This is a genomic window from Actinoplanes sp. NPDC026623, assembly GCF_040638275.1.
Classification (GTDB): domain Bacteria; phylum Actinomycetota; class Actinomycetes; order Mycobacteriales; family Micromonosporaceae; genus Actinoplanes.
In genome coordinates this window covers 12,043-36,831 of the sequence record NZ_JBEZXZ010000010.1, presented here as the reverse complement: position 1 = coordinate 36,831, position 24,789 = coordinate 12,043, and the positions used below count along the sequence as shown (strand labels likewise).

Here is a 24,789-nt window from a genome sequence, read left to right as displayed (position 1 = left end):
AAGGAAACCGATGGCTGGCGTCAATCCGATCGGGCTGGACATCGGCTCGTCGTCCATCCGCGCCGTGGAGGTCCGCCGCGCGAAGGACGAGTACTCGCTGACCAACTTCGGCCAGGTGCCCCTTCCGCACGGCACCGTCCAGGGTGGCATCCTCGAGGACCCGCTCGCGCTCACCTCCGCGCTCAAGCAGCTCTGGGCCGCCTGCAAGTTCAACACCAAGCGGGTCATGCTCGGCGTCACCAACCCGCAACTGGTGGTCCGCGAGGTGTCCGTCTCCAACCTGCCGGCCAAGGAGATGCGCAAGTCGCTGCCGTTCCAGGTGCGCGACATGCTGCCGCTGGCGGTCGAACGCTCGCTGCTGGACTTCCGCCCGCTCGAGGAGCCGGGCGACAACCCGACCGTGCGCGGCCTGCTCATCGCCATGCCCAAGGACGCCGTGCTGGCGCTGGTGCAGGCGGTACAGAAGGCCGGCCTGCACGTCGTCGACGTCGACCTGGCCTCGTTCGCGATGCTCCGCGCCGCCTCCCGGCTGGACGCGCAGGTCGAGGCCATCGTGGACATCGGCGCCGAGGTCACCAGCGTGGTCGTGCACGCCGACGGCGAGCCGCTGATCGTGCGTACCGTGCCGCGCGGCGGTGCCGAGGTCACCGAGAGCATCGCCACCCGGCTCGGCATCCCCGCGCCCGAGGCCGAGGCGCTCAAGTGCCGCTACGGGCTGCACGGCGACGACCATCCGGACACCGCGGCCGCCGTCGCCGACGCGATCCGCCCGCTGGTCAACGAGCTGCGCAGCTCGTTCACCTACCTCGCCTCCGGCGAGCGGCAGAAGCAGGTCACCCGGGTCTCGCTGTGCGGCGGTACGGCCCTGATGCCCGGCCTCGCCGACCACATACAGAAGCAACTCGGCGTGCAGGTCATGTACGCCGACGCCGCCGGCCGGCTGCGCGACACCCGCGAGGCCCGCCAGCGCGGATTCGACAGTTTCGTGCCGTCGGCAGCGGTGTCGATCGGCCTCACCCTGGGAGCGGCAGCCTGATGACCACCCTGCTGCCCATCGACCCGGCGGTGTCCCCGCAGCGGGTCAACCGGATCCTGACGATCTCGGCGAGCCTGCTGCCCGAGGAGATCACCGCCGCGCGGCGGGCCCGCCGCGCCGGGCTCTGGGTCGCCGTCGTGATCGTCATCGTCGCCGGGCTCTGCGCCGCCTGGTTCGCCGCGGCGTACCAGCAGAAGCAGGCCGCGGAGACCGACCTCGAGGCCGCCAGCGTCACGGTCGCGGACCTGCAGCGCGAACAGGCCGAGTATTCCGAGACGGTCCGGGTGCAGAACGGGATCACCACGCTCAGCGGCCAGCTCGAGGCCGTGATGGCGAACGACCTCGACTGGGACGCGATGCTGGACACCGTGCGCCACACCGGCACCCGGTCGGGCGTGCTGGTCGGCGGCGTGAGCGGGCGGCTCAAAACGGCCGAGGACGGCGCGACCGGGTCCAACCCGCTGCCCGGCACGAGCAACGAGCCCTTGATCGGATCTCTCGTGGTGACCGGAACCGGACCGGACAAGCGCGCGGTCGCCGCCTATGTCGACGCCCTCGCGAAGGAGACCGTGCTGGCGAACCCCTACGTCACCAGCGTGACGAGGGTGGCGGAGAGCGACAATCTTGTCACGTTCAGCCTCAACGCCGACATCACGCAGGCGGCACTCTGCGGCCGGTTCACCACCGATTGCCAGGCCACCGGAGGCAACTGATGCGTACCCGCCATGCCGACCGGCTGTGGGTGATCGCCGGCGTAGCCGTCGTCGCCCTGCTCGTCGTCCTCACCTGGCTGCTGCTGGTCAAACCACAGCACACCGAGGCCGTCGACCTCGATGAGCAGACCGATGCGTATGTCACCCAGGCCGACAAGCTGCGCAAGCAGAACGCCAAGCTGGCGGCCGACCAGGCCGGGATCGACGAGCTGACCAAGGAGTACAACGCTCTCGCGACCGCGCTGCCCCCGGACTCCGGGGTGCCGGCGTTCCTGCGCCAGTTGCAGGCGTCCGGCAACGTGGTCGACGTCGACGTCAGCGGCGTCACCGTCGGCCAGCCCGAGGCGGAGGATTCCGCGCCCGGGGTCTGGGCCCTGCCGATCCAGCTCACCGCGGAGGGCAGCGCGGCCCGGCTCGGCGCCTTCCTCGAACGGTTGCAGGGTTCCGCGCAGAAGCGGGCGGTGCTGATCGAAACGGCCGACCTGAGCGACGATGACAGCGAGGATACGAGCGCCGACCGGCCGATGAGCCTCAGCCTCACCGTCAAGGCCTTCGTGGCACCGCCGCCCGGTGCCGGAGCGCCCACCGTCACGTCGGACTGAACGTGACGGACGTCGAGGGCGGCATGCAGACACCCGACGGCGCCTGGCGGGTCGAGGTGGTACGCCGCCGGCGGACCCGGTGGTACCGGATCGTGCACGGCGAGGACGTCATCGACTGGCTCTCCATCGCCGCCGTCGAGCGCATCCTCGACGAGGCCGGCGTCGACCGCCGGCTGCTCATCGAGGTCGATCCGGCCGCACCACCACCGCGGCGGACCGCATGATCAGCCGCGGAAACCTCAAGCGGTGGCGTCCCCGCCCGATAGGGGGGCGTCATCTCCGGAGCAGCGAGGAACAGGGCATGCCGACCAATCGACCCGCACCGCATGCACCGCCGCGGCGCACGGCCGGCGACGGCGGCTTCTCCCTGCTCGAGGTGCTGGTCGCGCTGGCCGTGATCGGCACGGTCATGGCGAGTGTGGCGCCGTTCCTGGTCAACTCGCTTGCGGTCAGCAACCGGCAGACCGGCAATCAGGTCGCGATCCAGCTCGCCACCGACGCCCTCGAGCGGGTCCGTGCCTTGAACCCGGCCGCGCTGCTCACCGGCCGCGGCGCGACCCAGGTCGGCCAGCAGTGGGCGGACGCGCCGCCCGCGGTGAAGCGGCACCTCGACACCATGCGAATCGCCTCGGACCCGATGCTGCCGAGCACGTCCACGGAGGGCCAGGCGGCGGCGCTGCCGACGACGGCCAACGAGGTCACGATCAACAAGCAGACCTACCAGCAGAACTGGTACGTCGGCCGCTGCTGGCAGTCCCAGCTCGCCGCCGGCACGTCCGCCGTCGGTGACTGCGTCGCGCCGGCGGATCCCGCGGTGGTTCCCGCCGGCGCCGCGTTCCTGCGCGCCCTGGTTGCCATCACCTGGAAGCACCGCACGTGCCCCGGGCAGAACTGCGTCTACGTCGCGTCCATACTGGCCAGCGTGGGCGCCGACCCGGTCTTCGGCAAGCGTCCGCCGCCCTTGGTCCAGGACCCCGGCGCGCAGTTCAGCTATCTGGGCGGCGCGGTGAGCCTGCAGCTCTCCGCGGTCGCGGGCACCGGCACGCTGCCGCTGATCTGGTCGGCGACCGGGCTCCCGGCCGGCCTGACGATGACCAGCGGCGGCCTGATCACCGGCACGCCGACGACGCTCGGCGCGAAGACGGTCCTGCTGACCCTGACCGACTTCGACAACCGCGCCGACACCGCCCAGTTCAACTGGACAATCCTGGCTCCCCCGGTCGTGACCAGCCCCGGTAACCAGATTGGCCGGACCGGCGTACCGCTCAGCCTGCAGCTGGCGGCGACCGGCGGGCAGGCGCCGATGACCTGGTCCGCGACCGGGCTCCCGGCCGGCCTGACGCTCGACGTCGCGACCGGTCTCATCACCGGAACCCCGACGACGATCCAGACGACCACGACCACGATCATCGTCATCGCCCCGGGAACGCCTCCGCGCGACTCGGCGCCGGTCTCCTTCCAGTGGCAGATCCTCGTCGGTCCGCCGGTGGTGGTACCGCAGACCCCGCCGGCCCTGACCATGGGCACCCCGGTCAGCTTCACGCTGACCGCCACGAACGGCCAGCTGCCCCTGAAATGGGCGGCCGTCGACCTTCCGGACGGTCTGACCATCGACTCGGCCACCGGCACGATATCCGGCACTCCCACGGCCGGCACCCGGTTCATAACGACCATCACGGTCACCGACAGCGCGAACGGCAGCACCACCTCGCAGATGGTGTTCGGCGTGGCACCGCACGACGGCAACGACGTGGTGATCACGTCGCCCGATCCGGCGAACCCGGACAGGAGCACCCCCGTGGACAGCTCGGTGTCCTTCACCGCCGTCGGGGTCGGCGCCACTGACAACAAGAACAACTGGACCGCGGTGAACCTGCCGCCGGGCGTGACGATCGTGGCCAAGACCGGCGTGGTCAGCGGCACCCCGAACACAAAGGGTAAATACCAGGTGAGACTCACCGTAACGAACCAGCAGAGCACGGGTCACCTGATGTTCGTCTGGACCGTGACGTGATGAGGCTCGACCGTCCCGCGGACCCGCGGCGTCCGGACGACGCCGGGACATCGCTGGTGGAAATGCTGGTCACCATGGGAATCATGTCCGTGATGATGGTCGTCTTCACGACCGCGATCCTCCAGGTCTATCGCACCGTCTCGGCAACGGAGACGCTGAACGACGCCCAGAACGAGCTCAGCCGGGCGTTCCAGCGCTTCGACCGGGAGCTGCGGTACGCCTCGTGGATCTCCAGCGTCGGCACGGGCTCCACCTGGTACGTCGAGTTCGCCGGCGCCAACCCCACCAAGTGCAACCAGCTCCGGCTCGTGTCCGGGCCGCCCGGCAGCGACGCGCAGGGCGTGCTCCAGCTCCTCACCTGGACCCTGGGCACCCCGCCGGCGCCCGGTACGCCGGGACAGACCATTGCCTCGCAGATCGTCACCTCGGGCGCGGGTCTCGCCCCGTTCTTCACCAAGCAGGACTACGGCGCCATGCCCTACGCGAGCCCGACCGCGACACCCAGCGGCGGGGCCGTCGGCGCCGACTTCAAGTCCGTGTTCCAGCGGCTGCGAATCCAGCTGACCACGATGACCGGCGTCGGAACCGCACAGATCGACACCACCTTCACCGCGCTGAACACCACCGACAACACGCCCGCCACCAACGGCTGCAGCGAAGGGAGACCGACACCGTGAGGCTCCGGTTCCGGACCAGGCGCGAGACGGCCGGCGACGAGGGCTCGATGCCGATGGCACTGCTGGTCACCATGATCGCCATGGGGATGACCGCCACCCTCGTGCCGGTGGTCGTCAGCCAGGTCACCAGCACCCGCATCGTCGACGCCCGCACCGTGTCGCTCGACGCCGCCCAGGCGGGCCTCGACGTCGCCCTCGGCCAGGTCCGCGCGGCCGCCCTTCCCCCCTCGGCACCGGGTGGTATCCCCACGGGCGTCCTGGAGGAGCTGCCTCCCTGCACCATCACCGGAAGCCAGGACAGCGGCGGCCTGCAGGACACCGAAACGGCGCCCGCCACGTTGCGGTACCGCGTCGGCATCGTCTATTACGGCCTCCCGAGCGGCAGCACCCCCACGCCGCTGTCCTGCCCGCCGACCGTCATCCCCAAGACCGCGGTGCTGACCTCCACCGGCACAGACTCGCCGACCGCGGCGCTCACCCTCGGCAGCCCCAGAACGCGCACGATCGAGGCCACCTACACGTTCAAGACGACCAACGCGAACATCACCGGCGGCGCGATCCAGCTCGCGGCACCCACCAACCCCAGCCGGTTCTGCATGGACGCCGACTCGACGCCGGCCGCCGGCGAGCCGGTCAACATGTCGAACTGCACGGCGGGTGTGCCCCGCGACCAGCGCTTCGCGTACACCCAGGACATCAACATCAGGCTGGTCGGGTCGGAGACGAGCGGCGCTCCGGGCGGCCTGTGCCTCGACGCCCCGACGCCGCACGTCGCCAACCAGCCGGTGAAGTTCCAGCCCTGTCAGGTGCCGATCGCGCGCTCGCAGCAGTGGAGCCTGGGCGACGACTCGAACTTCCACTCGACCTCCAGCTCGGGAGTCCTCGAGGGCATGTGCCTCAACCTCCAGGTCGCCGGAGTCGCCGGCCCTCTCGTCATCGGCGGTTGCGGGAACACGAACGACAAGCAGGTGTTCCGGCCGCGGGCCGAGGTGGGCGCCGGCATGGCGTCGGCCGCCACCGGCCAGCTGGTGAACTACAAGCAGTTCAGCCGCTGCCTCGACGTCACCGACCACGACGTGGGCAAGGCCTACATGATCGCCTGGTACTGCAAGCAGGCGCCCGACCCCAGCGCCGTCTCCTGGAACCAGAAGTGGTCGCTCCCGCCGATCTCCCACACCGTGGCGGGCGCCGTCCGGGGCGCCATCCGCTCCGGACACGCCGGTTCCCCGATCTACTGCCTGCGGACCCCCGACACGCTCGCCGGGTTCGTCACCCTGGCGACCTGCAACCCCACCGACCCGCCGGGCGGACCGAAGATGGAGTGGATCAGGTACGGGGACACCGGCGACCCGGTCACCAGCTACCGCATCGTCGACACGAACGGGAACTGCCTCCAGCCGTCCGACCTGGACGCGCCGAACCCGGAGGTGCACCCCGCCGACGGCACCGCCAAGATCAAGGTCGCGGCGTGCAGCGCCTCGGAGCTGCAGAAGTGGAACGCCCCGGCCGACTACAACAAGCCGCTGGTGCTGAGCAACACCACCGAGAAGTAGCGCCGCTCAGGGTATCGACCAGACCGTGGTCGGCCCGGCGCTCGTCGGGCAGGCCAGGTACGGCGCCAGCGCCGTGCAGCCGTACGGCGCGGCCGTGTCCAGCGAGCCGACGGTGCGCACCACGCCGTCCGGGCCGGCGACGCGGACCCAGGTCCGCCCGAGGATCTCGGTGTCGGCGCGCAACTCCACGCCGCCGATCACCTGGGTACGGCCCAGCGTGCGCCGCACCGCGCCGGTGCGGGCGTCGAGGATCGCCGAGCCCGGCTCGTCCTGCCGGTCATAGGCGAGCAGCGTGTCGTCGGCCAGCGGCGAGGCGTAGCTCCAGGCCGGATCGGACCAGCGCACCGCCCCGCTGCCCGGGTCGAGGCCGCTCACCCGCTCGCTGTCGGAGATGCAGAGGACCGGCCCGCAGTCCTGCACGTAGCCGGCCGGCCCGCCGTCGGTCCGCCACCGCTCGGTCAGCCCCGGCAGCCCGAACGCCGCCAGCGAGGTGCGCCCGTCGTCGCCGCGGGACAGGTACAGCCGGTCGCCGAAGACGGTGACGCCGGCGAAGTCGGTGAGGTAGTCCACCATCTCCAGCGGCAACCGCACCCCCAGGTCCCCCTCGCCCAGCACGCTCCCGTCGGCGAACCGCAGCGTGGTCACGTGGCCGTCGACGCCGACGAACACGATCCGGTCCGGGTCGTGCTCGAAGAGGTCGTCGTTGCGGATCTCGCCGGCGCCGCCGAACGCCCGGATCCAGATCGTCGCCCCGGTACGGGCGGAGACGAGCCGAAGCTGCGTACCCCCGTCCCCGGTGTCCGCGCGCAGGAGCGCGCGGCCGCCGCTCAGGGTGACCACAGAGGTGGTCGGTGAGTCCAGGTGCCACAGGACCCTGCCGTCGTTCGCGTCGAGGAACGACACCCGCGGCTCGGCGCCGGAGCGGGCCAGCAGGATCCCGTCGTCGAGCACGAGGTTCTGCACGTTCTGCGCGAGCGGGGTCGCCCACACCTGCGCACCGCCGGGGAGCGCGTAGCGCCGCACCCCGGACTCGCTGTTGGGGTTCTGGCCGAAGGCGGCGGTGTAGAGGGCGCCGGGCCCGAGGGTGAAGGCCGCGGCGGCGGTCCCGCCGGCGGCCAGCCCCTGCCGCAGGGCCCGCGGCGGCGGCGCGGCCGCCGCGAGCGCCAGCAGGGCCGCGACCAGGACACCGAGCAGGAGCACCGGGCGCGGCACGGCGATCCGCGGACGCCGCGATGCCACGCCGGCCGGCACGCGCGGCGCCACATCAAGGTCGATGAGAGGTACGGCGCCGGTCACGCGCCAAGCATGCACCGCGAAGCCCGGACCGGGTACGGTTCGTCCCTCACCATCACTGTGGGTAGGCTGCCCGTATGTCCTACACGGTCCCGCCGACGCGCACGGCGGCGGTCGTCCGCCAACTGCGTAACGAGATCGTCACCGGTGAGCTGCCTCCCGGGACGTTGATCAAGGATGCCGAGCTCGCGGGCCGCCTCGGGGTCAGCATCACGCCGGTGCGCGAGGCCATCGCCCAGCTGTCGGTCGAGGGCCTGATCGACATCGCCCCGAACCGGACCCGGCACGTCACCAAGGTGACACAGCAGAACGCGCTCGAGCTCATCGACGTCATGCGGGTCCTGGCCTGCGCCGGCTTCGAATGGGGGGTGTGGAACCTGACCGAGACCCACATCGACCTGATGCGCCAGCGCCAGAAGGAGTTCGTCGAGGGCCTGCGCAGCGGCAACGTGCTGGCGGCCGGCGAGGCCGGCGCGGACTTCAGCACCATCGTGATCCAGGCCAGCGGCAACCGCGAGCTGCAGGCGATGCTCGACCTGGTGGTGGCCCGCACCACCCGCATCCTGGCGGGCTCGGAGGACAGGCTCTGGCAGACCTGGATCGTCGGCCACGACGACATCCTGAAACTGCTCGACGCGGGCAACGCCGCCGGTGCGCTGGAGCGCTACCGCCAGATCTATGTGGACTACCGCGCCGAGGTCGAACGCCACCTCCTCGACTAGGACCCGCTACGCCTCGGCCAGCCGCGGCAGCAGCGGGGCGAGCGCCTCCATCGCCGGGCGGCGTACGGCGTAACGGGTGATCCCCCACCGCTCGCGGTGCGACCGCACCGCAGCGACGATCTCATCCGCCGTGCCCACCAGCACGAACGGCACCGCCTGCAGGTCGGTCACGCTCATCCCCAGCTCGCCCGCGTTCTCGGCGAGCGCGGCACCCGCGTCGTCGGTGATCTCGAACTGCTGCACCAGGGCCTCCAGGGTCGCGTCGCCGCCGTCGCGGGCCAGCTGCACCTGCGCGTCGACGTCGGCCAGCCGCCAGCGGGCCTCGTGACCGTGCCCGTCGGCCAGCGTGCGGCCGAAGCCGGTCAGCCCGACGGTGTCCGCGTGCTCGCCGGCCCAGCGCAGCAGCCGCGAATTCGCCGTGCCGATCGTCAGCGGGATCCGCTCCTGCACCGGCCGCGGCTTCTCCAGCTCGGCGCCGAACATGGTGAGCTCCGGGGTGCCGACCGTGACCTTCTCCCCGGCCAGCAGGGCCATCGTCGCCTCCGCGACGGCGATGCAGCGGGCGACGCGCCCCCGCACGTCCGGCCGGCTCAGGCCGACCGCGTCCCACTCGGCGGGCGTATGCCCGGCGCCCAGGCCCAGCACCGCCCGGCCGCCGGAGACCACGTCCAGCGTCGCCACGTCCGAGGCCAGCAGGATCGGCTCGCGGACGGCGGCGTTCGACACGTAGGAGCCGAGCCGGATGCGCGTGGTGACGGCGGCGGCCGCGGCCAGCGCCACGAACGGCGCGGCGCAGGAGCCGGGATGATCGGCGGCGGTCAGGGTGTCGAAACCGAGCTCCTCCGCCCGACGGGCGAGGTCCAGCCAGTCGGCGGCGTCGGTGGGCTGAGCTTGAAGCGCGAAGTCGGCCATTTCGCGATTCTGGTCCCATTCCGCTCGGCGGACCGGCCCCCGCGACCGGGTTTCGCTGTCGGCGTACCCGCCCCTCGCCCGAAACCCTGGTCTAGCGTCGGCAGCATGACGGACCTCGCCCTGCGGCTGGCCGCGATCAACGTCGACGCGGGCGCCGCGCTCCGGGTGATCTCGTACTTCGACGCCCTGGCCGAGGCGAAGGCGGGCCTGCAGCCGATCGTGCGGGGCGCCGCGATCCTGGCGAACTGCCCCGCCCGGCTGCAGGATCCGCCCCGCCGGGTCCGGATCCGGGTCACCCAGGACGGACGCTCGCAATGGCGGGACGAGCCGCCGGACGGATGCTGGATGTCGGCCACGGTCGGCACCGCGACGCTGTGGCTGGAGCGGCCCGGCCCCGCCGGCCCCGTCGAGGCGATGCTCCTGGAAAGGGCGGCGGACGCCGTGCGGGCCGTCCTGGACCGGACCCGCGCCTCCGCCTCCGCGTCCGCCGCGCTCGGGCTGGTCGTGGACGCCTCGGCCCCCGAAGACGTACGCCTGCGGGCCGCCCGCCGCCTGGGCCTGGCCGGCACGGCGTACGTGATCGCGCTCGACGACAGGATCCGGGTGCTGTCCGGACCGCTGCCGCCGCTGTCCGGGCGCGCCGGAATCGGCCCGGCGACGCCGCTGCCGGACCTGCCATCCTCCTGGGAGGCGGCGCGGGTGGCGCTGCGCTTCGCGGCGGACGGCACCGACGAGGACCCCGGACCGCGGGTGGTGCACGCCGAGGAGCTCGGCGGCCTGGCGCTGCTGGCGGCGGCGGGCGACCACCCGGCGCTGCCGGACGCGGACGCGCTGGAACACGCGGCGTCCGCGGCACCGTGGATGCTGACGACGCTGCACGCGCTCGCCTCGACGGGCAGCCTGCGGGCGGCGGCGGAGCTGCTCGGCGTGCACCACTCGACGCTGCATGACCGCGTCACGTACGCGGAGCAGCTGCTGGGCTGGAACGTGCGGGAGCCGCAGGGACGGCTGCGGTTGCAGCTTGCCCTGGCGCTGCGCCGGCTGCGGCGCCACCCCTGACCGGCCGTCCACGTCGGAGGCGGCGGCTAGCGCTCCGCGTCGTCGATCACCTCGCGGAGCAGCTGGGCCAGCTCCCGGAGAAACTGGGCGGCACCGGCGTCCGACGGATCGTCGAGCACCCAGTTGGCCTCCCACCCGACCAGCCGCGCCAGCGTGCCCGGCGCATGCTGCTCGGCCGCGACGGCCTCGAGGGCGGCCAGGTCACCGCGATGCCGCATGGTGCTGAAGTGTGCGGTTCGCCGGAGGTCCGCGCGAACTTCGTCGAGGCTGTCAGCGTCCAGGACATGGCTACCGAGGAACTCGCGAACCCTGTCGAGCGAGGAGAGCGCATTCCGTGCCTCCACTCGCGCACGCATCGGCTCGGGTAGGCGGGAGATGTCCATAGGCTCACATTATCCCCAGCGGGAAGGTCGTGAGTATGTAGGATTCCGCCGGATCCGAGTCCGGGACGAGCCGAATCCTAATCTTGACGTAGCTGGTCTCGGCATAGTGCGAATTCCGCGGCCCGACCCCGAACATCCCGTCGTTGTAGTACCCCTGACCAACGCGGTGCCCTGCGTCAAACGTGCCGTCGTGCCCGCCGTCGAGTGCCAAATCGTCCCGGATCCGGTCCCAGTTCCGTTCGACGTAGTCGTTGACGGTCCGATTCATGGTCGACGGATCGGACCATCGGAATGACCAGTTCTCGGGTTTGTGCCAAGGCCAATCACCGTGGATCCGGCCCTCCACCGTCTTCCTGCCTGGAACCCTCGGCAACGGTATGCCCGGGCCGTGCCGGTCGTCGGTGTGCGCATCCAGGTAGCCGTATGCGTCATCATTGGCCGCGATATTGAACCTTGGAGGCTCATCGCCGAGTTGCTCCCGACGGCGCATGACCTCGGCCAGCGCGACGTCGTCCGGCTGCGGGGCCGGGCCGTGGTCCCGAGGGCCCGCGCCGCCGTCTGGGGTGGCCCGCCCGTGCTCCGCGATCCGGGCGACCGCCTCATGCGCCTCGGCCACGTTGCCGACCGGGTGAGGCCGCGGCCCCGGTCCGTCCGCATCGGATGCACGGCGCTGCGGCGGCGTCCCGCCCTCATCGGCCCCGCCGCCGTGTGGTGCCCTGGGTCGCCCCGTCACCATCCAGCCCGTTCCACCCGGCTCACAGGCAGCGAAGTCTACCGGGACCGGCGTCGATGCCGCCGGTGCGGGACCTGGAGCTACCGGCCGGGGCCGGCACCGCGTACGTGGCCGCGAGAGCGGCACCTGCCGGCTGGTGCGGCGGCACCTCATCGAGCAGCGCGCCCGGCCGCGACGGGCGATCCGGTTGCGGCCGCGGTGGACCGCCGGCCGGCCCGGCTTCGGCGCGGGCGCCGACTGATCCGTCATCCTTGATAGAACTGCCGGGTGACGAGCGGCTCCGAAGCGTCCGCCTTGACCGCCGCCGGCCTCATCGCCGGTTCCGTCTTCGACATCGCCGGCACCGCGGGACGGTCGGTGATCGTGCACGGATCGCTGGCGGCCGGCGGCTTCCGGCCCGGGCGCAGCGACATCGATCTGCTGGTCGTCGTGGACGGCGGCCTGACCGACGCACAGGCAGCCGCCATCGAGGGCGTCGTCCGCCGCGCCGACGCGGGCACCGCCGCCGGCATCGACCTGCACGTGGTGACCGCCGAGGCCGCCGGCGCCGCCTCCCGGGCACCCGCCCTGGAGCTCTACCTCGGCCGGCATCGCCGGTCGCCGACGCTGGAGGTCGAGCGCCGGGTGGCGGCCTCCCCCGACCTGGCCACCGAGCTGTCCATGGCATTGTCCGGCGGACGCGCGCTGGCGGGCGCGCCGCCGGGCGAGACGATCGCGCCCGTCCCGGCCGAGTGGGTCATCGACCGCGGCAGGCACTGGCTGACAGCGTGGCGATCGCTGACCGACGACGCCGCGCACGCGGCCTTCATGGCGCTCACGACCTGCCGCATCTGGCGGTTCGCCGTGGACCGGGTGCACTGCTCCAAGCCGCGGGCCGCGACCTGGGCCCTCGACCGCGATCCGTCGCTGACGGCCGTCCGGCAGGCGCTGCGGCAGTACGAGCACCACCCGGCCACGGTTGTCAGCGAGCGGGGCCTGGCCGACCTCCTCGACACGGTGCTCGGCGAAACCGCGCGCGACGGGCCGTCCCGGTAGCCCGCGCATCGGCGCGGTGCCGGCGGCCCATGGGCAGCGCCGCTTCAGAGCGGCGCCGCGGTGCACGCCCGGCGCAAAAAGCAAGGCCACCCATGCCCATGCGGCATAGATGGCCTGTCCGAACTCCTGAAACAAGGGTGGAGCTGAGGGGACTCGAACCCCTGACCCCCACACTGCCAGTGTGGTGCGCTACCAGCTGCGCCACAGCCCCTTGCCGTCCCCGGAACTCCCCGGGCACTCACGGAATATTACACACTGCCCGACCCGCCCGTGCGCAGGCCCCATCAGTTGAGGGAGACATCCGGCGGGAAGTGCGCCACCGCCGCCAGGATGTCGCCTTGGCGCCTGAGCACCATCGCCCACAGATCGTCCGGCCGGTTCACGAACGGGTCGCCCGGCAGGGCGTCGAACACGAACCACGAGCCGGCGGCGATCTCATCCTCCAGCTGACCCGGCGACCATCCCGAATATCCCGCGAACACCCGGATCCCCGCGACGCTGTCCCGCAGCCCGTCCGGGTCCGCCGACAGGTCGACCGTGCCCAGCGATCCCGCCACCTGGTGGAAGCCCGACACCCGCTTCTTCACCTGCGGCCGGGTCCGGGCCAGGCAGATCGCCGACTCGGGCTGGACCGGGCCGCCCTCGAAGAGCACCGCCGGGTCCCCGGCCAGCTCGCCCCAGTTTCCCAGCACGTCGGCCACCGGCACCTCGGTCGCCCTGTTCAGCACCACCCCGAGCGCCCCACCGGTCTCGTGTGCGACCAGCAGCACCACGGTGCGGTCGAAGTTCGGGTCCTTGAGGGTCGGGGTCGCGACCAGTAGCTGACCGGTCATCGACTCCATAGACCGACCTCCGATGCGCTGCTCTTCACTGAACACGGCAGCCCACCCTTGGTCGCGAGAGGCCCTCGGTCAACGCCATGCATCGCACATTAGCTTGCGTTTCGGGCCACCGATAAGGTCTGCGCATGAACGAGCGACCCCCAGAGGCGGACATCGGCGTCATCGGCGGTTCGGGGCTCTACGCGCTCCTCGACGGCGCAACCGAGCGTCACGTGTCCACGCCCTACGGTCCACCCTCGGATCCGATCACCGTTGCGGAGATCGGCGGGCGGCGGGTGGCGTTCCTGCCCCGGCACGGTCGCGATCATCGGTTCCCCCCGCACCGGATCCCCTACCGTGCCAATCTGTGGGCGTTGCGCTCTCTCGGGGTACGGCAGATCATCGCGCCGTGCGCGGTCGGCGGCCTGCTTCCGGAGCTCGGTCCGGGCACCTTCGTCGTCCCTGACCAGCTCATCGACCGGACCAGCGGCCGCGAGCAGACCTTCTACGACTCGGGCGCGGTGCACGTCTCGTTCGCCGATCCGTACTGTCCGGCCGGCCGGCAGGCGGTCCTGCGCGCCGGCGCGGAGCTCAGCCCGGTGGACGGCGGCACGATGGTGGTGGTCGAGGGGCCACGGTTCTCCACCCGGGCGGAGTCGCGCTGGTTCGCGTCGATCGGCGGCACCGTCGTCAACATGACGGGGCATCCGGAGGCCGTTCTCGCCCGGGAACTCGCGCTCTGTTACACCTCGATCGCGCTCGTGACGGACCTGGACGCCGGAGTCGAGAGCGGCCACGGTGTCACCCATGAGGAGGTCTTCAGGGTCTTCTACGAGAACACTGAACGGCTCCGGCGGGTCCTGCTCGACGCCGCGAGCCTGCTCCCCACGGAGCGCACCTGCGCCTGCCCGAACGCCCTCGACGGGATCGAGCTCCCGCAGGACCTTCCCTGAGACGTCCGACCCTCGTACGGCCGCCCGCCGAGCCGGGTGGGTGGCCCGGCACCGATCGCCGGTGATCCGCGCTCCGCTCTGCTCGGTCACACAAAGGACGGCCGGGACCGAGCCCGCGAGATCCTGAAGAGTTCGTCTTCTCGGCCCTTGCAGATTCGGTCTTCAGCAAAGGCGCCGGGGCGAGGGAGCGTAACGCCCCGGGCCGCGACCGGCGATGTGCCTCGTGCCGCTCCAGCAGGTGCGAGGGTGTTCGAGTCAGCCGCGGTCTGCGTTGAAGGGTGCGAAGGGCGGGCGGTGGCAGGCCGGGATCGCGTAGCAGCGCAGCGGCGGCTCCGCCGGCAGGATGGGGGCGGCGGCCGTTGAGGCGAGGGACTGCGTCAGCGCGGCGGAGGCGTCGCTGAGGAATGTCACCGGGTTGACCGCGGGCATGAGCAGCCGGCCGCAGGTGGCGGCGCTGGTCCGGGGCAGGATCGCCGGGCCGGGGTGGGTGAGTGCGTCCATGCCCAGCAGCCAGGCGGCGTTGTCGTAGGCCATGCCGAAATGCTCGACGGTCTCGAACCGGCACAGATCCTGTACGGCGATGTTGCTGACGTTGCGCGCCGGCGGGAGCGAGGACGAGCCGGTCGCGTCGCGGTTGGGAGTGACGATTTCGTCGTGGCGGGTGTAGATCTGCGTGTAGCTGATGCCCGGCCAGGTCTCCGGGCCCCAGTTGAGCGCGGCGATGAAGTTCGAGTTGGTGCGCTGCTGCCAGTTTGCCGCCGTGCAGGTCGGGGTGGCCGCGCACTGGACGGCGAACACGGTGGTGCCGTGGTTGGACGCGGCGAGGGAGACGTAGTCGTCGACCATGTGGCGGGTGTCCGGCCAGAATTTCAGCGCCCAGCGGCCGATCATGCCGCCCTGGCTGTGCCCGAGCAGGTCGATGCGCGAGCCGGTGGCGGCGTACATGCGGCGGATGCCGAAGACGACGTACTCGGCGGCGACCTGGATGTCGCTGTTGCCGCTGTCGGGCAGGTCGACGTCGCAGCGGGCGCGGCGCTCGGCGTCGAACGCGCGGTCCCAGTTCCAGGAGAAGTTGGCGCGGGCGTTCGAGGTGGTGCCGTGGATCAGGAGCACCGGGGTGCGGCCCGCGCGGGCGCTGGCGGCCGGGTTGCCGACGCAGTGCAGGGCGGACGCGAGGCGGCCCACGGGCACGGAGAGCCGCGGGCCCGGCCGGCCGGCTACGGCCGCCGGCACGGCGAGAGCGGGCCCGGCCGCAAGAGCGGGCGGGGCGGCGAGAGCGGACCCGGCGGCAAGGACGGCGGCGGCCGCGGCCGGCAGCAGGGCACGGACGGCCATCGGGCGGGCGGTGCGCAAACGCATGGTGCTGATGGCTCCTCGCCGAGTGGACTACCTGACAACTCAGCGGGTGGAACGAACCGTTGATCACGCGGTGACGCGGTGGCCCACCTTGGCGCAGGACCGCAACCCCGGAATTACGCTCTAAGCGAACAGGCGACCAGGCGACGTCCGGTCGCACCCGCGAACACGCAAACGCGCGAAAACACCGGAACGCTCGATTCCGGTGCCCGGCCCTAACCGGTGAGCACGCCGCCGCCCGAGGCGGCGGGGCGGCGGCTGCGGCCCCGGCCGCGTGCCTGCTTCTGCCGGTACAGCTCCGCGTCGGCGTGCGCGTAAAGCTCGTCGAGGTCCGCGCCGTGGCGTCCGAGGGTGCCCGCGCCGACGCTGACGCCGATGCGTTCCGCCAGCGCGGTCGCGAGGTCGCCGGTCAGGTCGGTGACCTCGTCGGCGTCGTGCGACGTGAGCAGGACGACGAACTCGTCGCCCCCGAGGCGGCCGACCACGTCGTGCGGGTGCAACCGCTCCCTGAGGATGGAACCCACCCAGCACAGCAGTTCGTCGCCGGCCGCGTGGCCACCGGCGTCGTTGACCTCCTTGAACCGGTCGAGGTCGAGGATGAGCAGCGTCAGGTCGCGGTGGGTGCGCTTGGCGTGTGCCAGTTCGGCGGCGGAGCGCTCCATGAAGCCGCGCCGGTTGAGGCACTGGGTCAGCGAGTCGACCCTGGAGAGCTCGCGCAGCCGGTGGCGCTGGGCCGCGGCGATGCGGCCCCGGCCGGCGAAGGCCAGCGACACGATCAGCGCGCCGCCGAGGTGGGCGGCCACGTACCAGGGTGTGGTGCCGCCGACGAATACGGCGGTGGTGAGGTAGCAGGCCGTGGTCAGGGGCAGCAGGACGCGGCCAACCTGGGGGGTGACCAGGGCGACCAGCGGCATCGTGGTGAGCATGCCGAAGCCGAGGTTGCCGGCGACGCCGCCGTCCAGGCCGATCACGGCCACGCAGAGGCTGAACTGCACCACGCCGACCAGGGTCGTGATCTTGCCGACGGCCAGGTTCCGGGCCAGCCAGCCCGAGATCGCCAGGGTGGCGAACGCCGCGGAGCAGGAGACCCCGAGCAGCGCGGCCATGAACCAGCGGTGCGGGTGGCTCGCGGTCAGCAGCGCGACGTAGACCAGCGCGATGCCGGAGGTGAAGATGGTGACCCGGCCGGAGTCGGCGATCGCGCGGCGGCGCCGCTCGTACCGGGAGACCGTGGCCGACTGGCGCCGCGGGCCGTCGACGCGGGCGCCGACGACGGCGGCCTCCGCCGGCACCTGCCGGTCGTGGTCCGCCTTGTCGCGGTAGACGCGCTGGTCGGCGAGCTCCCGGAGCGCCTCCGGGGTGCTCGCCTCGCTCGGGTAGCAGGCATATCCGATGCCGGCGGCGGCCACGTCCTGCAGGGCGGCGTGCATGCGTTCGAGCACCACGGGTACGCCCTCGGCGTCGATGCCGCCGAGCACCGCGGCGAACTCGTCGCCGCCGACGCGGCCCACGGCGTCGTGGGTGCGCAGCTGGTCGGCGAGGGTGCGGCCGGTCCACGCCAGCAGGTCGTCGCCGGCCTGGTGGCCGTACCGGTCGTTGATCTCCTTGAAGCCGTCCAGGTCGACGAGGAGCAGGACGGCGCCGGCGCCGGTGCGGTCGGCCTCGGCGAGCTCGGCCGCCAGGCGCTCCTCGAAGCCGCGGCGGTTGAGGCAGCCGGTGAGCGGGTCGATCCGCGACAGGTCGCTGAGGCGGCGCTTCAGCGACACCATCGCCGCGGAGTACCGCATGGTCAGCGCCGAGACGCCCCCGACGTGGATGGTGTAGAGGAGTGCGTAGCCGAGCTGGTCGGGGCCGCCGACCAGCGCGGTCGCCCAGTATCCGGCCGCGGCGAGCGCCGCGACGATCAGGAACGGCCGCACCGGCATGCCGACCGCCAGCAGGATGACCAGCAGCGGCAGCAGGGCGCCGAGCGGGGTCCGCACCCCGCCGTCGAGCAGGCTCAGGACGGTGAATCCGGCGACGTTGAGGATGAGCCCGGCCAGCACGACGGAGGCGCGGTGCCGCGATCGTTCGATGGCGCGCGCGCCGGCGGCGGCCGCGGCGAAGACCAGGAGCATGGCCAGGCAGTCCACCACCATCGCCGGGCGGTGCCCGTGCGACCAGGTGGTGGCGAGGTAGGGCAGGCAGACAAGAGGCGTCAGCATGCTGAGCGTCGCGCCGGCCCGCACGGTGCGCAGGCGACGGCGCGGCATGCCGCTCGGCCCCGACGCCGTCATACTCACCAACCCCCCGCTGGGACTCTTCCGATTACGACCCATCAATCGGCGGAGCGGGGTGCGACTGAATGACCGCGCGGGAGCAGTGCGGGAGCATCGGTCCAGGACCGCTCGCTCGCCGTCGGCACGAGACTGCCGACGATTCGCCGGCTCGCGGCCGACCTCGGCCTCGCCGTGAACACCGTCGGCCGGGCATACCGGGAGCTGGAGGAGGCGGGGCTGATCGAGACCCGCGGGCGGGCCGGCTCGTTCGTCTCGGCCGCCGGCGAGCAGGCCCACCGCGCGGCCCGCGATTACGCGGCGGTCATCGCCAGCGTTGGCATCGATCCCGCCGAGGCGGTCCGGATCGTCCAGGCAGCCCTGAACCAAACCTCGTCACCATGACCACCGCCAAACCACCAAGCGGTCACCACGACCAACCCGCCAGCACCACCAATGACCAAAACCACCAGGCCGGCAGCACAACCGACCCGACCACCACTACCACCAAGCGGGCAGCGCGACCAACGCGACTACCGCCACCATCGCACCGCGGGGTCTCCGGGGGCCCGGCCCCCGGAGCAGACATGACGAGAGGCCCCGGTCCGCGCTTTCCGCGAACACGGGGCCCCTGCCTCTCGTGGAGGTGCCGGGAATCGAACCCGGGTCCTTCGGTGTTTCGTCAGGGCTTCTCCGAGCGCAGCTCACTATGTCTCTACTCGGCCCCGGCGATCACGTGAGCAAGTTGCCGTGACGGGCCCAGTCGCTGATTAATCTCGCCGTGCGGACCCCGCGACCGGGTCCGGTTGGCCAACCTCCTAGCTGATGCCGGTTACTGGGCCGGAGGTACTCCCAGACCGACAGACTCCGCTACTCGCCTCAGGCGGCGAGAGCGTAAGAGTCAGCGCTGTTCTGCTTGGCGCTTATAAATTTCCGACGACCGATTCTCGAGACGACGTCGGCTTCCTCGGCTCGCTTCCCCTGTCTCCACGTACGAAGTCGAAACCAGTCACCCCCAAGTTGTGTACCCGTACAACTCTAACGTGTCCGGGCCGCAGGTTCACTCCGGTATCAGTCCAGCTGGCACTGCGCGCCGTCGACCGTACATCCGGTGGGCTTGATCTTGTTCCTGACCTGCTTGCTTGCCTCGAAGCCGAAGCTGAAGGAGGCGCCCGGCGCCAGCGGTCCGCCGGTCAGCACGTTGGCGCCGTCCTTGCGTTCGAGGTGGGCGTTCCAGGCGTTGCCGATGCGGACGTCGGCCCCCGAGTCGTAGGTCAGGGTCACGGTCCAGTTCCGGGCGGTCTTGCCGGTGTTCGTCACCCGTACCCAGGCGGTGAAGCCCCGGTCCCAGCTTGCCCCCGTCGTGTACCGCGCGGTGAAGGACGCGGCCGGCGTGGGCGGAGTCTTCACCGGCGGCCTGGTGGTGGCCTTCTCGGTCGGCTTCGGCGCGATCGTCGACGGGCGGATCGTCGACTTCGACGGCGTGGGGGTGCTGCTCTTCGACGCGGACGGGGAAGACGCCACGGACTCCGACGCCGGCTCCGACGCCTCCGGCGAGCCCCAGGGGATCACCGAGGGCTCGTTCTCCGCCACCGCGATCGGCGGCTGCATCATCAGCGGCGTGAGGCCGTCCTGCTGGCTCGGTCCGACCGCTCGCACGGCCACCCAGGCGACCAGGACCACCAGGAGGGTGGACGCGCCGCCGATGAAGCTGTATCGCCGCAGGGGAAAGGGGGTGGAGTGCTTTGCGGACAACTGCGGTCCCTTCGCGCGACGGGTGGGCCGCGGCGACATTACCCGTCAGTCCATGCCTTTGCTACGGCGGCCCATCGCCTTGTTGATCTCGCGCTGGGCGTCCCGGCTGGCGAGGTCCTGGCGCTTGTCGTAGGACTTCTTGCCCTTGGCCAGGCCGAGCTCGACCTTTGCGTACCCGTTGTTGAAGTAGACCGAGAGCGGCACCAGCGTGAGGCCGTCCTCGCGGAGCTTGCCCATCAGCTTGTGGATCTCGTCGCGCTTGAGCAGCAGCTTGCGCACGCGGCGGGGCTCGTGGTTGGTCCAGGTGCCCTGCGTGTATTCCGGGATGTGCATCCCGTGCAGGAAGATCTCGCCGTTGTTCTCGTGGCCGAACGCGTCGACCAGCGACGACCGGCCGGCGCGCAGCGACTTGACCTCGGTGCCGGTCAGCACCATGCCGGCCTCGTAGGTGTCAAGGATGGCGTAGTCGTGCCGTGCCTTGCGGTTGGAGGCCACCACCTTGCGCCCCTGTTCGCGTGGCATCGGCGCTCCCTGCGGCTGTCAAAACGAAAGGTCCGGCCGATCGGCCGGACCCCTCGAATGTTACCCGCGCACCCTCAGCAGAGGCATCCGGGTAAATAGTTGAGCGGGTTCCTGGGCGTGCCGCCGAAGCGCGTCTCGAAGTGCAGGTGGAAGCCCGTGGACGCGCCGGTGGTGCCGACCCGGCCGATGACCTCGCCGCGCCGGACGTACTCGCCGACGTGCACGAGGATCTTGGACTGGTGGCCGTAGCAGGTGGAGAAGTTCCTGCCGTCCCTGCGGCCGTGGTTGACGCACGTGTAGTTGCCGTACCCGCCGTTCCAGCCGGCCTGCACGACCCGGCCGCTGGCCGCCGCGTGGATCGGGGTGCCGCCGCCGGCGGCGAAGTCCGTGCCCGCGTGCAGTTGCCAGACCCGGTAGTACGGGTCGTATCGGGTGCCGAAGTCGCTGGATTTCCACCCGTGTACGGGCATCAGCAGCTTGCCGCCGAGGTACGGCCCGCCGCCCGTCTTGGAGTCGAGGCCGCGCAGCGCGTCCTGGATGCGCGCCTCCTCGGCCTTGGCGGCCTCGTACCTGGCGAGGACGGCGCTGCGCTGGGACCGGGCGGCGATCAGGGCCGCGCGGCGGCTCTGCGCCAGCCGGATGACGGCGGCGCGGGCCTGCTTGGCGGTGGCCTGTGCGACCCGGGCGGCCACGAACTGCGCGGCCGCCTTCCGCTCGGCGTCCTCGGCCGCCCGCTTGGCGAGCCCGGCCCTGTCCTGTTCGATGCGCGCCTCCCGGCTCGCCACGAGGAACGCATCGACGCTCTCCTGCTGCTTCTGCATGACCTGGTCGACCAGGCCGAGGCGGTCCATGGCGTCCTGTGGGCCACGGGCGCCGACGAGGACGTTGATGAGGGCGAAGTTGCCGCCCTTGTACGACGCGGCGGCGATCTCGTCGACCCGCTCGTGCGCCTCCTCGAAGCGCTTCTGCGCCTGGTCGAAACGGGCGGCGGCCCGGCCGTAGCCGGCGCGGGCGATGTCGGCCCGGCGGCGGGCGGTCACGGCCTCGACCGCGGCGGCGACCACGATGCCGCGGGAGACCGCCACCTTGTTGCGGGCCGCGGGCAGTGCGGCGGTCACGGCCTCGAGGCGCCGGGCGGCGCTGCGGGCGGTGACGGTGGCGGCCTCGAGGATCGCCTCCGCCCGGTTCGCGGCGCGGCTGGCGCGCTTGGCGTCGTCCTTCGGGTCGGCGGCGGCGGAGGCGGGCGCGGCCAGCGCCAATCCGGCGGTGCAGAGCACGCTCAGACAGGTGGCGAGGGCGACGGTGAACCGGCTGTGTCGACGACGAGAGGGCTCCACGAAGAGTCACCGTACTCCGACTATTAGTGACAATTCGCGAGTTCGGGCCGTTAAACGCCGGAAAACCACAATCGCCGCGCATCCCCCGGAAGGGACGCGCGGCGATCAGGGAACCTAAGGCCTCAGACCTTCAGGTAGAACCGCAGAGTGATCCACGCGGTGATCGCGCTGACGCCGGCGCCGACTCCCGCCAGCAGCGGCAGCATCAGCCACACGTTGCCGTTCGGGATCGGCGTGAGCACGTTCGTCAGCGCCTGCAATCTGCCGTCCAGCAGCACGATCTTGCCGACGAAGATGAACCCGAAGCCCAGGACCGCGCCGACCAGGCCGGCGACCACCGCCTCGAGCACGAACGGCGCCTGGATGAACCAGTTGGAGGCGCCCACGAGCTTCATGACCGCGACCTCGCGCCGCTTGCTGTAGGCCGCCACCTGGATCGTGTTTCCGACCAGCAACAGCGCCGCCATCGCCATGAAGCCGGCGACCACCAGGGCCATCACCTGGATCGCGTTGAAGATCTTGAAGACCTTGTCCAGCAACTCGCGCTGGTCGACGATGTCCTGGATGCCCGGCAGGTCCTTGATCTGCGACGAGAAGCCCTGGTACTGCTCGGGATCGCGCAGCTTGACCCGGAACGACTCCGGCAGGCTGTCCGGGCCGACCGACTTCACGAAGTCGGGCGAGTCACGCCAGAGCACCTTGAACTTCTCGAACGCCTGCTCGCGCGTCTCATAGGTCTTGCTGAGCACCAGGGGGTTGGTCTCGATCGCCTGGTTGATCGCGGTGCGCTGCGCTTCGGTGACGTCCTCACGCAGGAAGATCGACACCTCGATCTCACCGTAGTAGTAGGTCTTCATCTGGTCGACCTGCATGTACATCAGCACACTCGCGCCGAGCATGGTCAGGGAGACCGACATGGTGATGATCATGGCGATGGTCATCGTGACGTTGCGCCACAGTCCGACCAGCACCTCGTTGAGGACGTACTTGAAACGCATCGGGGGTTCCTTCCGGGACTCCGCGGCTTACATCAAGAAGCAATGGGGGGCGGGGCCCGGCTGTCAGCCGTAGACGCCGCGGGCCTGGTCGCGAACGATCCGTCCGCTCTCGATCTCGATAACCCGGCGGCGCATCTGGTTAACGATGTTGGAGTCGTGGGTGACCATCACGACCGTGGTGCCGGTCCGGTTGATCCGGTCCAGCAGCCGCATGATCTCGATGGAGGTGTCGGGGTCGAGGTTTCCGGTGGGCTCGTCGGCCAGCAGGATCAGCGGCCGGTTCACGAACGCCCGCGCCACGGCGACACGCTGCTGCTCACCCCCCGACAGCTCGTGCGGGTAGCGGTGCTCCTTGCCGCCGAGGCCGACCAGTTCGAGAACCTCGGGCACCACCCGGCGGGCGACGGCCTTGGTCTTGCCGATCACCTCGAGGGCGAACGCCACGTTCTCGTACGCGGTGCGGTTGGGCAGCAGGCGGAAGTCCTGGAACACGCAGCCGATCGAGCGCCTGAAGTGCGGGATCTTCCACGACCGCATCGTGGTGACATCCTTCGCGTTCACCACGACCCGGCCGCGCGAGGGTGCCACCTCGTGCAGCAGGAGCTTGATGATCGTCGACTTGCCGGAACCCGAAGGGCCGATGAAGAAGACGAACTCACCCTTCTCGATACCGACGCTGACATCGTCCAACGACGGCCGAGACGCCTTCGGATACGTCTTCGTCACGTTCTCAAGCTGAATCACGGGTCGTGAGTCTACGCGGTGTAACGAAAACTCCAACCCCGGCGGTCACTGGATTTTCTCGCGGAGGGTGTCGCAGAGGGCGGCGGTCCTCCATGCGGGCAGTCGAGTCCACCGTCCCGGCGGGCGCCGCCTGACCGTTCGTTCAGGCGGCGTGTCGCCCGCCGATCAGCCCTTGATCTGGGTCTGCTTGCGCCACCTGATGCCGGCCTCGATGAACTCGTCGAGCTCACCGTCGAAGACCGACGAAGGGTTGCCCGTCTCCTGCTCAGTGCGCAGATCCTTGACCATCTGGTACGGGTGCAGGACGTAGCTGCGCATCTGATCGCCCCACGATCCGGTGGTGTCCTGCTTGAGGCCGGCCATCTTCGCCTCCTCCTCCTGGCGCTTGCGCTCGAGCAGTCGCGCCTGGAGCACGCGCATCGCGGAGGCCTTGTTCTGAAGCTGAGATTTCTCGTTCTGACAGGTCACGACGATGCCCGTCGGAATGTGCGTGAGGCGCACGGCGGAGTCGGTGGTGTTAACGCTCTGTCCACCAGGCCCCGACGAACGGTAGACGTCCACCCGCATCTCGTTGTCCGGAATGTCGATGTGGTCGGTCTGCTCGACCACCGGCATCACCTCGACGCCGGCGAAGCTGGTCTGCCGGCGTCCCTGGTTGTCGAACGGGCTGATCCGGACCAGCCGATGGGTGCCCGACTCCACGCTGAGCGTCCCGTACGCGTAGGGCGCCTTGACGGCGAAGGTGGCCGACTTGAGGCCCGCCTCCTCGGCGTAGGACGTCTCGTAGACCTCGGTGGGGTAGCCGTGGCGCTCGGCCCAGCGCAGGTACATCCGCATGAGCATCTCGGCGAAGTCGGCGGCGTCGACGCCCCCGGCGCCCGCGCGAATGGCCACGACGGCCTCGCGGGCGTCGTACTCGCCGGAGAGCAGGGTGCGGACCTCCATCTCCTCGACGGCCTTGGTCAGCGACACGAGCTCCTGGCCGACCTCGGCGATCGAGCCCTCGTCCTCCGCGTCCTGGGCCATCTCGAGCAGCAGTTCCGCGTCGTCGATGCGCTGCCTCAGCCGCTCCATCCGGGAGATCTCCCCGGTCAGGTACGAGAGCCGGGAGTTGACCTCCTGGGCCCGAGCCTGGTCGTCCCACAGGTCGGGGGCGGAGGCCTGCTCCTCGAGCTCCACCCGGTCACGGCGCAGCTTGTCCACGTCGAGGACGTTCTCGATGTTGCGCAGGGTGGCGTCGAGGGTCTTGAGCTGTTCGGGAAAGTCGGCTGCACTCACGACTGTCGAGAATACGCCGCCCGGCCGGTTGTCCGGCC

The 24,789-nt window shown here is 71.0% G+C and carries 24 protein-coding genes, 1 tRNA gene, 1 other RNA gene and 1 pseudogene; 12 read left to right on the top strand and 15 right to left on the bottom strand.

Translation table 11 applies throughout. From position 1 onward, the window contains the following. Window positions 1–10 precede the first annotated feature (10 nt). The 7 genes from pilM (at window position 11) to AB0F10_RS04990 (ending at window position 6,595) form a co-directional block, all read left to right on the top strand. A complete protein-coding gene (gene pilM, locus AB0F10_RS05020) occupies window positions 11–1,036 on the top strand; it encodes a type IV pilus assembly protein PilM (protein ID WP_360620500.1) in 1,026 nt (341 codons plus the stop codon). Beyond that, entirely contained in the window at window positions 1,036–1,749 is a 714-nt protein-coding gene (locus tag AB0F10_RS05015; protein WP_360620499.1) for a hypothetical protein, read from the top strand. The genes pilM and AB0F10_RS05015 overlap by 1 nt, the downstream gene beginning before the upstream one ends. After that, on the top strand, window positions 1,749–2,351 hold the full coding sequence (pilO, locus tag AB0F10_RS05010) for a type 4a pilus biogenesis protein PilO (RefSeq protein ID WP_360620498.1): 603 nt from the start codon (window positions 1,749–1,751) through the stop codon (window positions 2,349–2,351). The genes AB0F10_RS05015 and pilO overlap by 1 nt, the downstream gene beginning before the upstream one ends. A gap of 2 nt (window positions 2,352–2,353) precedes the next feature. After that, window positions 2,354–2,575 carry a hypothetical protein gene (locus tag AB0F10_RS05005; RefSeq protein ID WP_360620497.1) on the top strand — a complete coding sequence of 74 codons (222 nt, stop codon included), beginning with the start codon at window positions 2,354–2,356 and terminating at the stop codon, window positions 2,573–2,575. Between the two features lie 77 nt (window positions 2,576–2,652). After that, window positions 2,653–4,365: a putative Ig domain-containing protein gene (locus tag AB0F10_RS05000; RefSeq protein ID WP_360620496.1), complete on the top strand. Its 1,713-nt coding sequence runs from the start codon at window positions 2,653–2,655 to the stop codon at window positions 4,363–4,365. Beyond that, window positions 4,365–5,042, top strand: coding sequence for a hypothetical protein (locus AB0F10_RS04995; protein ID WP_360620495.1), 678 nt, complete (start codon window positions 4,365–4,367; stop codon window positions 5,040–5,042). The genes AB0F10_RS05000 and AB0F10_RS04995 overlap by 1 nt, the downstream gene beginning before the upstream one ends. Further along, window positions 5,039–6,595, top strand: coding sequence for a ricin-type beta-trefoil lectin domain protein (locus AB0F10_RS04990; protein ID WP_360620494.1), 1,557 nt, complete (start codon window positions 5,039–5,041; stop codon window positions 6,593–6,595). Before AB0F10_RS04995 ends, AB0F10_RS04990 begins: the two co-directional genes overlap by 4 nt. Before the next feature lie 6 nt (window positions 6,596–6,601). Here the strand turns inward: AB0F10_RS04990 and AB0F10_RS04985 are convergent, their stop codons facing one another. Beyond that, window positions 6,602–7,891 carry a PQQ-binding-like beta-propeller repeat protein gene (locus tag AB0F10_RS04985; RefSeq protein ID WP_360620493.1) on the bottom strand — a complete coding sequence of 430 codons (1,290 nt, stop codon included), beginning with the start codon at window positions 7,889–7,891 and terminating at the stop codon, window positions 6,602–6,604. 74 nt (window positions 7,892–7,965) lie between these two features. On the opposite strand from AB0F10_RS04985, the gene AB0F10_RS04980 reads away from it, so the two are divergent. Continuing rightward, a complete protein-coding gene (locus tag AB0F10_RS04980; RefSeq protein WP_360620492.1) occupies window positions 7,966–8,610 on the top strand; it encodes a GntR family transcriptional regulator in 645 nt (214 codons plus the stop codon). A gap of 6 nt (window positions 8,611–8,616) precedes the next feature. On the opposite strand, the gene AB0F10_RS04975 is transcribed toward AB0F10_RS04980, so the two are convergent. Beyond that, window positions 8,617–9,522, bottom strand: coding sequence for an LLM class flavin-dependent oxidoreductase (locus AB0F10_RS04975; protein ID WP_360620491.1), 906 nt, complete (start codon window positions 9,520–9,522; stop codon window positions 8,617–8,619). Window positions 9,523–9,627: 105 nt separating this feature from the next. Between AB0F10_RS04975 and AB0F10_RS04970 the strand changes: the two genes are divergently transcribed. Further along, entirely contained in the window at window positions 9,628–10,581 is a 954-nt protein-coding gene (locus tag AB0F10_RS04970; RefSeq protein WP_360620490.1) for a helix-turn-helix domain-containing protein, read from the top strand. A 26-nt stretch (window positions 10,582–10,607) separates the two neighbouring features. Here AB0F10_RS04970 and AB0F10_RS04965 read toward each other — a convergent pair whose 3' ends face one another. Both AB0F10_RS04965 and AB0F10_RS04960 read right to left on the bottom strand, forming a co-directional pair. Further along, window positions 10,608–10,799 carry a hypothetical protein gene (locus tag AB0F10_RS04965; RefSeq protein WP_360620489.1) on the bottom strand — a complete coding sequence of 64 codons (192 nt, stop codon included), beginning with the start codon at window positions 10,797–10,799 and terminating at the stop codon, window positions 10,608–10,610. 169 nt (window positions 10,800–10,968) lie between these two features. Next, window positions 10,969–11,580, bottom strand: coding sequence for a hypothetical protein (locus AB0F10_RS04960; RefSeq protein WP_360620488.1), 612 nt, complete (start codon window positions 11,578–11,580; stop codon window positions 10,969–10,971). Between the two features lie 384 nt (window positions 11,581–11,964). On the opposite strand from AB0F10_RS04960, the gene AB0F10_RS04955 reads away from it, so the two are divergent. Then, window positions 11,965–12,732, top strand: a complete 768-nt coding sequence (locus AB0F10_RS04955; RefSeq protein ID WP_360620487.1) for a nucleotidyltransferase domain-containing protein — start codon at window positions 11,965–11,967, stop codon at window positions 12,730–12,732. A gap of 138 nt (window positions 12,733–12,870) precedes the next feature. On the opposite strand, the gene AB0F10_RS04950 is transcribed toward AB0F10_RS04955, so the two are convergent. Then, window positions 12,871–12,943: transfer RNA gene (locus AB0F10_RS04950), tRNA-Ala, on the bottom strand. A 73-nt stretch (window positions 12,944–13,016) separates the two neighbouring features. After that, window positions 13,017–13,574: a YqgE/AlgH family protein gene (locus AB0F10_RS04945; RefSeq protein ID WP_360620486.1), complete on the bottom strand. Its 558-nt coding sequence runs from the start codon at window positions 13,572–13,574 to the stop codon at window positions 13,017–13,019. 125 nt (window positions 13,575–13,699) lie between these two features. Here AB0F10_RS04945 and AB0F10_RS04940 point away from each other — a divergent pair, with 125 nt between their 5' ends. After that, window positions 13,700–14,506 (top strand): S-methyl-5'-thioadenosine phosphorylase, encoded by an 807-nt coding sequence (locus AB0F10_RS04940; RefSeq protein ID WP_360620485.1) that lies wholly within the window; start codon window positions 13,700–13,702, stop codon window positions 14,504–14,506. A 255-nt stretch (window positions 14,507–14,761) separates the two neighbouring features. On the opposite strand, the gene AB0F10_RS04935 is transcribed toward AB0F10_RS04940, so the two are convergent. Continuing rightward, window positions 14,762–15,865, bottom strand: coding sequence for a lipase (locus tag AB0F10_RS04935; protein WP_360620484.1), 1,104 nt, complete (start codon window positions 15,863–15,865; stop codon window positions 14,762–14,764). 212 nt (window positions 15,866–16,077) lie between these two features. Next, window positions 16,078–18,138, bottom strand: coding sequence for a GGDEF domain-containing protein (locus AB0F10_RS04930; protein ID WP_360620483.1), 2,061 nt, complete (start codon window positions 18,136–18,138; stop codon window positions 16,078–16,080). 114 nt (window positions 18,139–18,252) lie between these two features. Between AB0F10_RS04930 and AB0F10_RS04925 the strand changes: the two are divergent. Beyond that, window positions 18,253–18,522: pseudogene (locus tag AB0F10_RS04925) on the top strand (GntR family transcriptional regulator); the annotation flags it as partial. A 233-nt stretch (window positions 18,523–18,755) separates the two neighbouring features. On the opposite strand, the gene ssrA reads toward AB0F10_RS04925, so the two are convergent. From ssrA to prfB, 7 genes are all read right to left on the bottom strand, one after another. Then, window positions 18,756–19,134: a transfer-messenger RNA gene (ssrA, locus tag AB0F10_RS04920) on the bottom strand. Window positions 19,135–19,188: 54 nt separating this feature from the next. Then, the gene (locus AB0F10_RS04915) at window positions 19,189–19,872 is read right to left on the bottom strand and encodes a cellulose binding domain-containing protein (RefSeq protein WP_360620482.1); all 684 of its coding nucleotides are present in this window, start codon (window positions 19,870–19,872) and stop codon (window positions 19,189–19,191) included. A 45-nt stretch (window positions 19,873–19,917) separates the two neighbouring features. After that, complete coding sequence (smpB, locus tag AB0F10_RS04910) at window positions 19,918–20,394, bottom strand: SsrA-binding protein SmpB (RefSeq protein WP_360620481.1); 477 nt, start codon at window positions 20,392–20,394, stop codon at window positions 19,918–19,920. Window positions 20,395–20,468: 74 nt separating this feature from the next. Continuing rightward, on the bottom strand, window positions 20,469–21,731 hold the full coding sequence (locus AB0F10_RS04905) for a peptidoglycan DD-metalloendopeptidase family protein (protein WP_360620480.1): 1,263 nt from the start codon (window positions 21,729–21,731) through the stop codon (window positions 20,469–20,471). A gap of 122 nt (window positions 21,732–21,853) precedes the next feature. Then, entirely contained in the window at window positions 21,854–22,729 is an 876-nt protein-coding gene (gene ftsX, locus AB0F10_RS04900) for a permease-like cell division protein FtsX (protein WP_360620479.1), read from the bottom strand. 63 nt (window positions 22,730–22,792) lie between these two features. After that, window positions 22,793–23,473, bottom strand: coding sequence for a cell division ATP-binding protein FtsE (gene ftsE, locus AB0F10_RS04895; RefSeq protein WP_184997442.1), 681 nt, complete (start codon window positions 23,471–23,473; stop codon window positions 22,793–22,795). 165 nt (window positions 23,474–23,638) lie between these two features. Continuing rightward, window positions 23,639–24,751, bottom strand: coding sequence for a peptide chain release factor 2 (gene prfB / locus AB0F10_RS04890; protein ID WP_360620478.1), 1,113 nt, complete (start codon window positions 24,749–24,751; stop codon window positions 23,639–23,641). Between the last annotated feature and the right edge of the window lie 38 nt (window positions 24,752–24,789).

What these genes read in the sequence shown, in the direction of transcription:
- pilM (WP_360620500.1), top strand. Translation starts at nt 11, where the DNA reads ATGGCTGGCGTCAATCCGATCGGGCTGGACATCGGCTCGTCGTCCATC.
- AB0F10_RS05015 (WP_360620499.1), top strand. Translation starts at nt 1,036, where the DNA reads ATGACCACCCTGCTGCCCATCGACCCGGCGGTGTCCCCGCAGCGGGTC.
- pilO (WP_360620498.1), top strand. Translation starts at nt 1,749, where the DNA reads ATGCGTACCCGCCATGCCGACCGGCTGTGGGTGATCGCCGGCGTAGCC.
- AB0F10_RS05000 (WP_360620496.1), top strand. Translation starts at nt 2,653, where the DNA reads ATGCCGACCAATCGACCCGCACCGCATGCACCGCCGCGGCGCACGGCC.
- AB0F10_RS04995 (WP_360620495.1), top strand. Translation starts at nt 4,365, where the DNA reads ATGAGGCTCGACCGTCCCGCGGACCCGCGGCGTCCGGACGACGCCGGG.
- AB0F10_RS04980 (WP_360620492.1), top strand. Translation starts at nt 7,966, where the DNA reads ATGTCCTACACGGTCCCGCCGACGCGCACGGCGGCGGTCGTCCGCCAA.
- AB0F10_RS04975 (WP_360620491.1), bottom strand. Translation starts at nt 9,522, where the DNA reads ATGGCCGACTTCGCGCTTCAAGCTCAGCCCACCGACGCCGCCGACTGG.
- AB0F10_RS04970 (WP_360620490.1), top strand. Translation starts at nt 9,628, where the DNA reads ATGACGGACCTCGCCCTGCGGCTGGCCGCGATCAACGTCGACGCGGGC.
- AB0F10_RS04965 (WP_360620489.1), bottom strand. Translation starts at nt 10,799, where the DNA reads ATGCGGCATCGCGGTGACCTGGCCGCCCTCGAGGCCGTCGCGGCCGAG.
- AB0F10_RS04945 (WP_360620486.1), bottom strand. Translation starts at nt 13,574, where the DNA reads ATGGAGTCGATGACCGGTCAGCTACTGGTCGCGACCCCGACCCTCAAG.
- AB0F10_RS04940 (WP_360620485.1), top strand. Translation starts at nt 13,700, where the DNA reads ATGAACGAGCGACCCCCAGAGGCGGACATCGGCGTCATCGGCGGTTCG.
- AB0F10_RS04935 (WP_360620484.1), bottom strand. Translation starts at nt 15,865, where the DNA reads ATGCGTTTGCGCACCGCCCGCCCGATGGCCGTCCGTGCCCTGCTGCCG.
- AB0F10_RS04930 (WP_360620483.1), bottom strand. Translation starts at nt 18,138, where the DNA reads ATGACGGCGTCGGGGCCGAGCGGCATGCCGCGCCGTCGCCTGCGCACC.
- smpB (WP_360620481.1), bottom strand. Translation starts at nt 20,394, where the DNA reads ATGCCACGCGAACAGGGGCGCAAGGTGGTGGCCTCCAACCGCAAGGCA.
- ftsX (WP_360620479.1), bottom strand. Translation starts at nt 22,729, where the DNA reads ATGCGTTTCAAGTACGTCCTCAACGAGGTGCTGGTCGGACTGTGGCGC.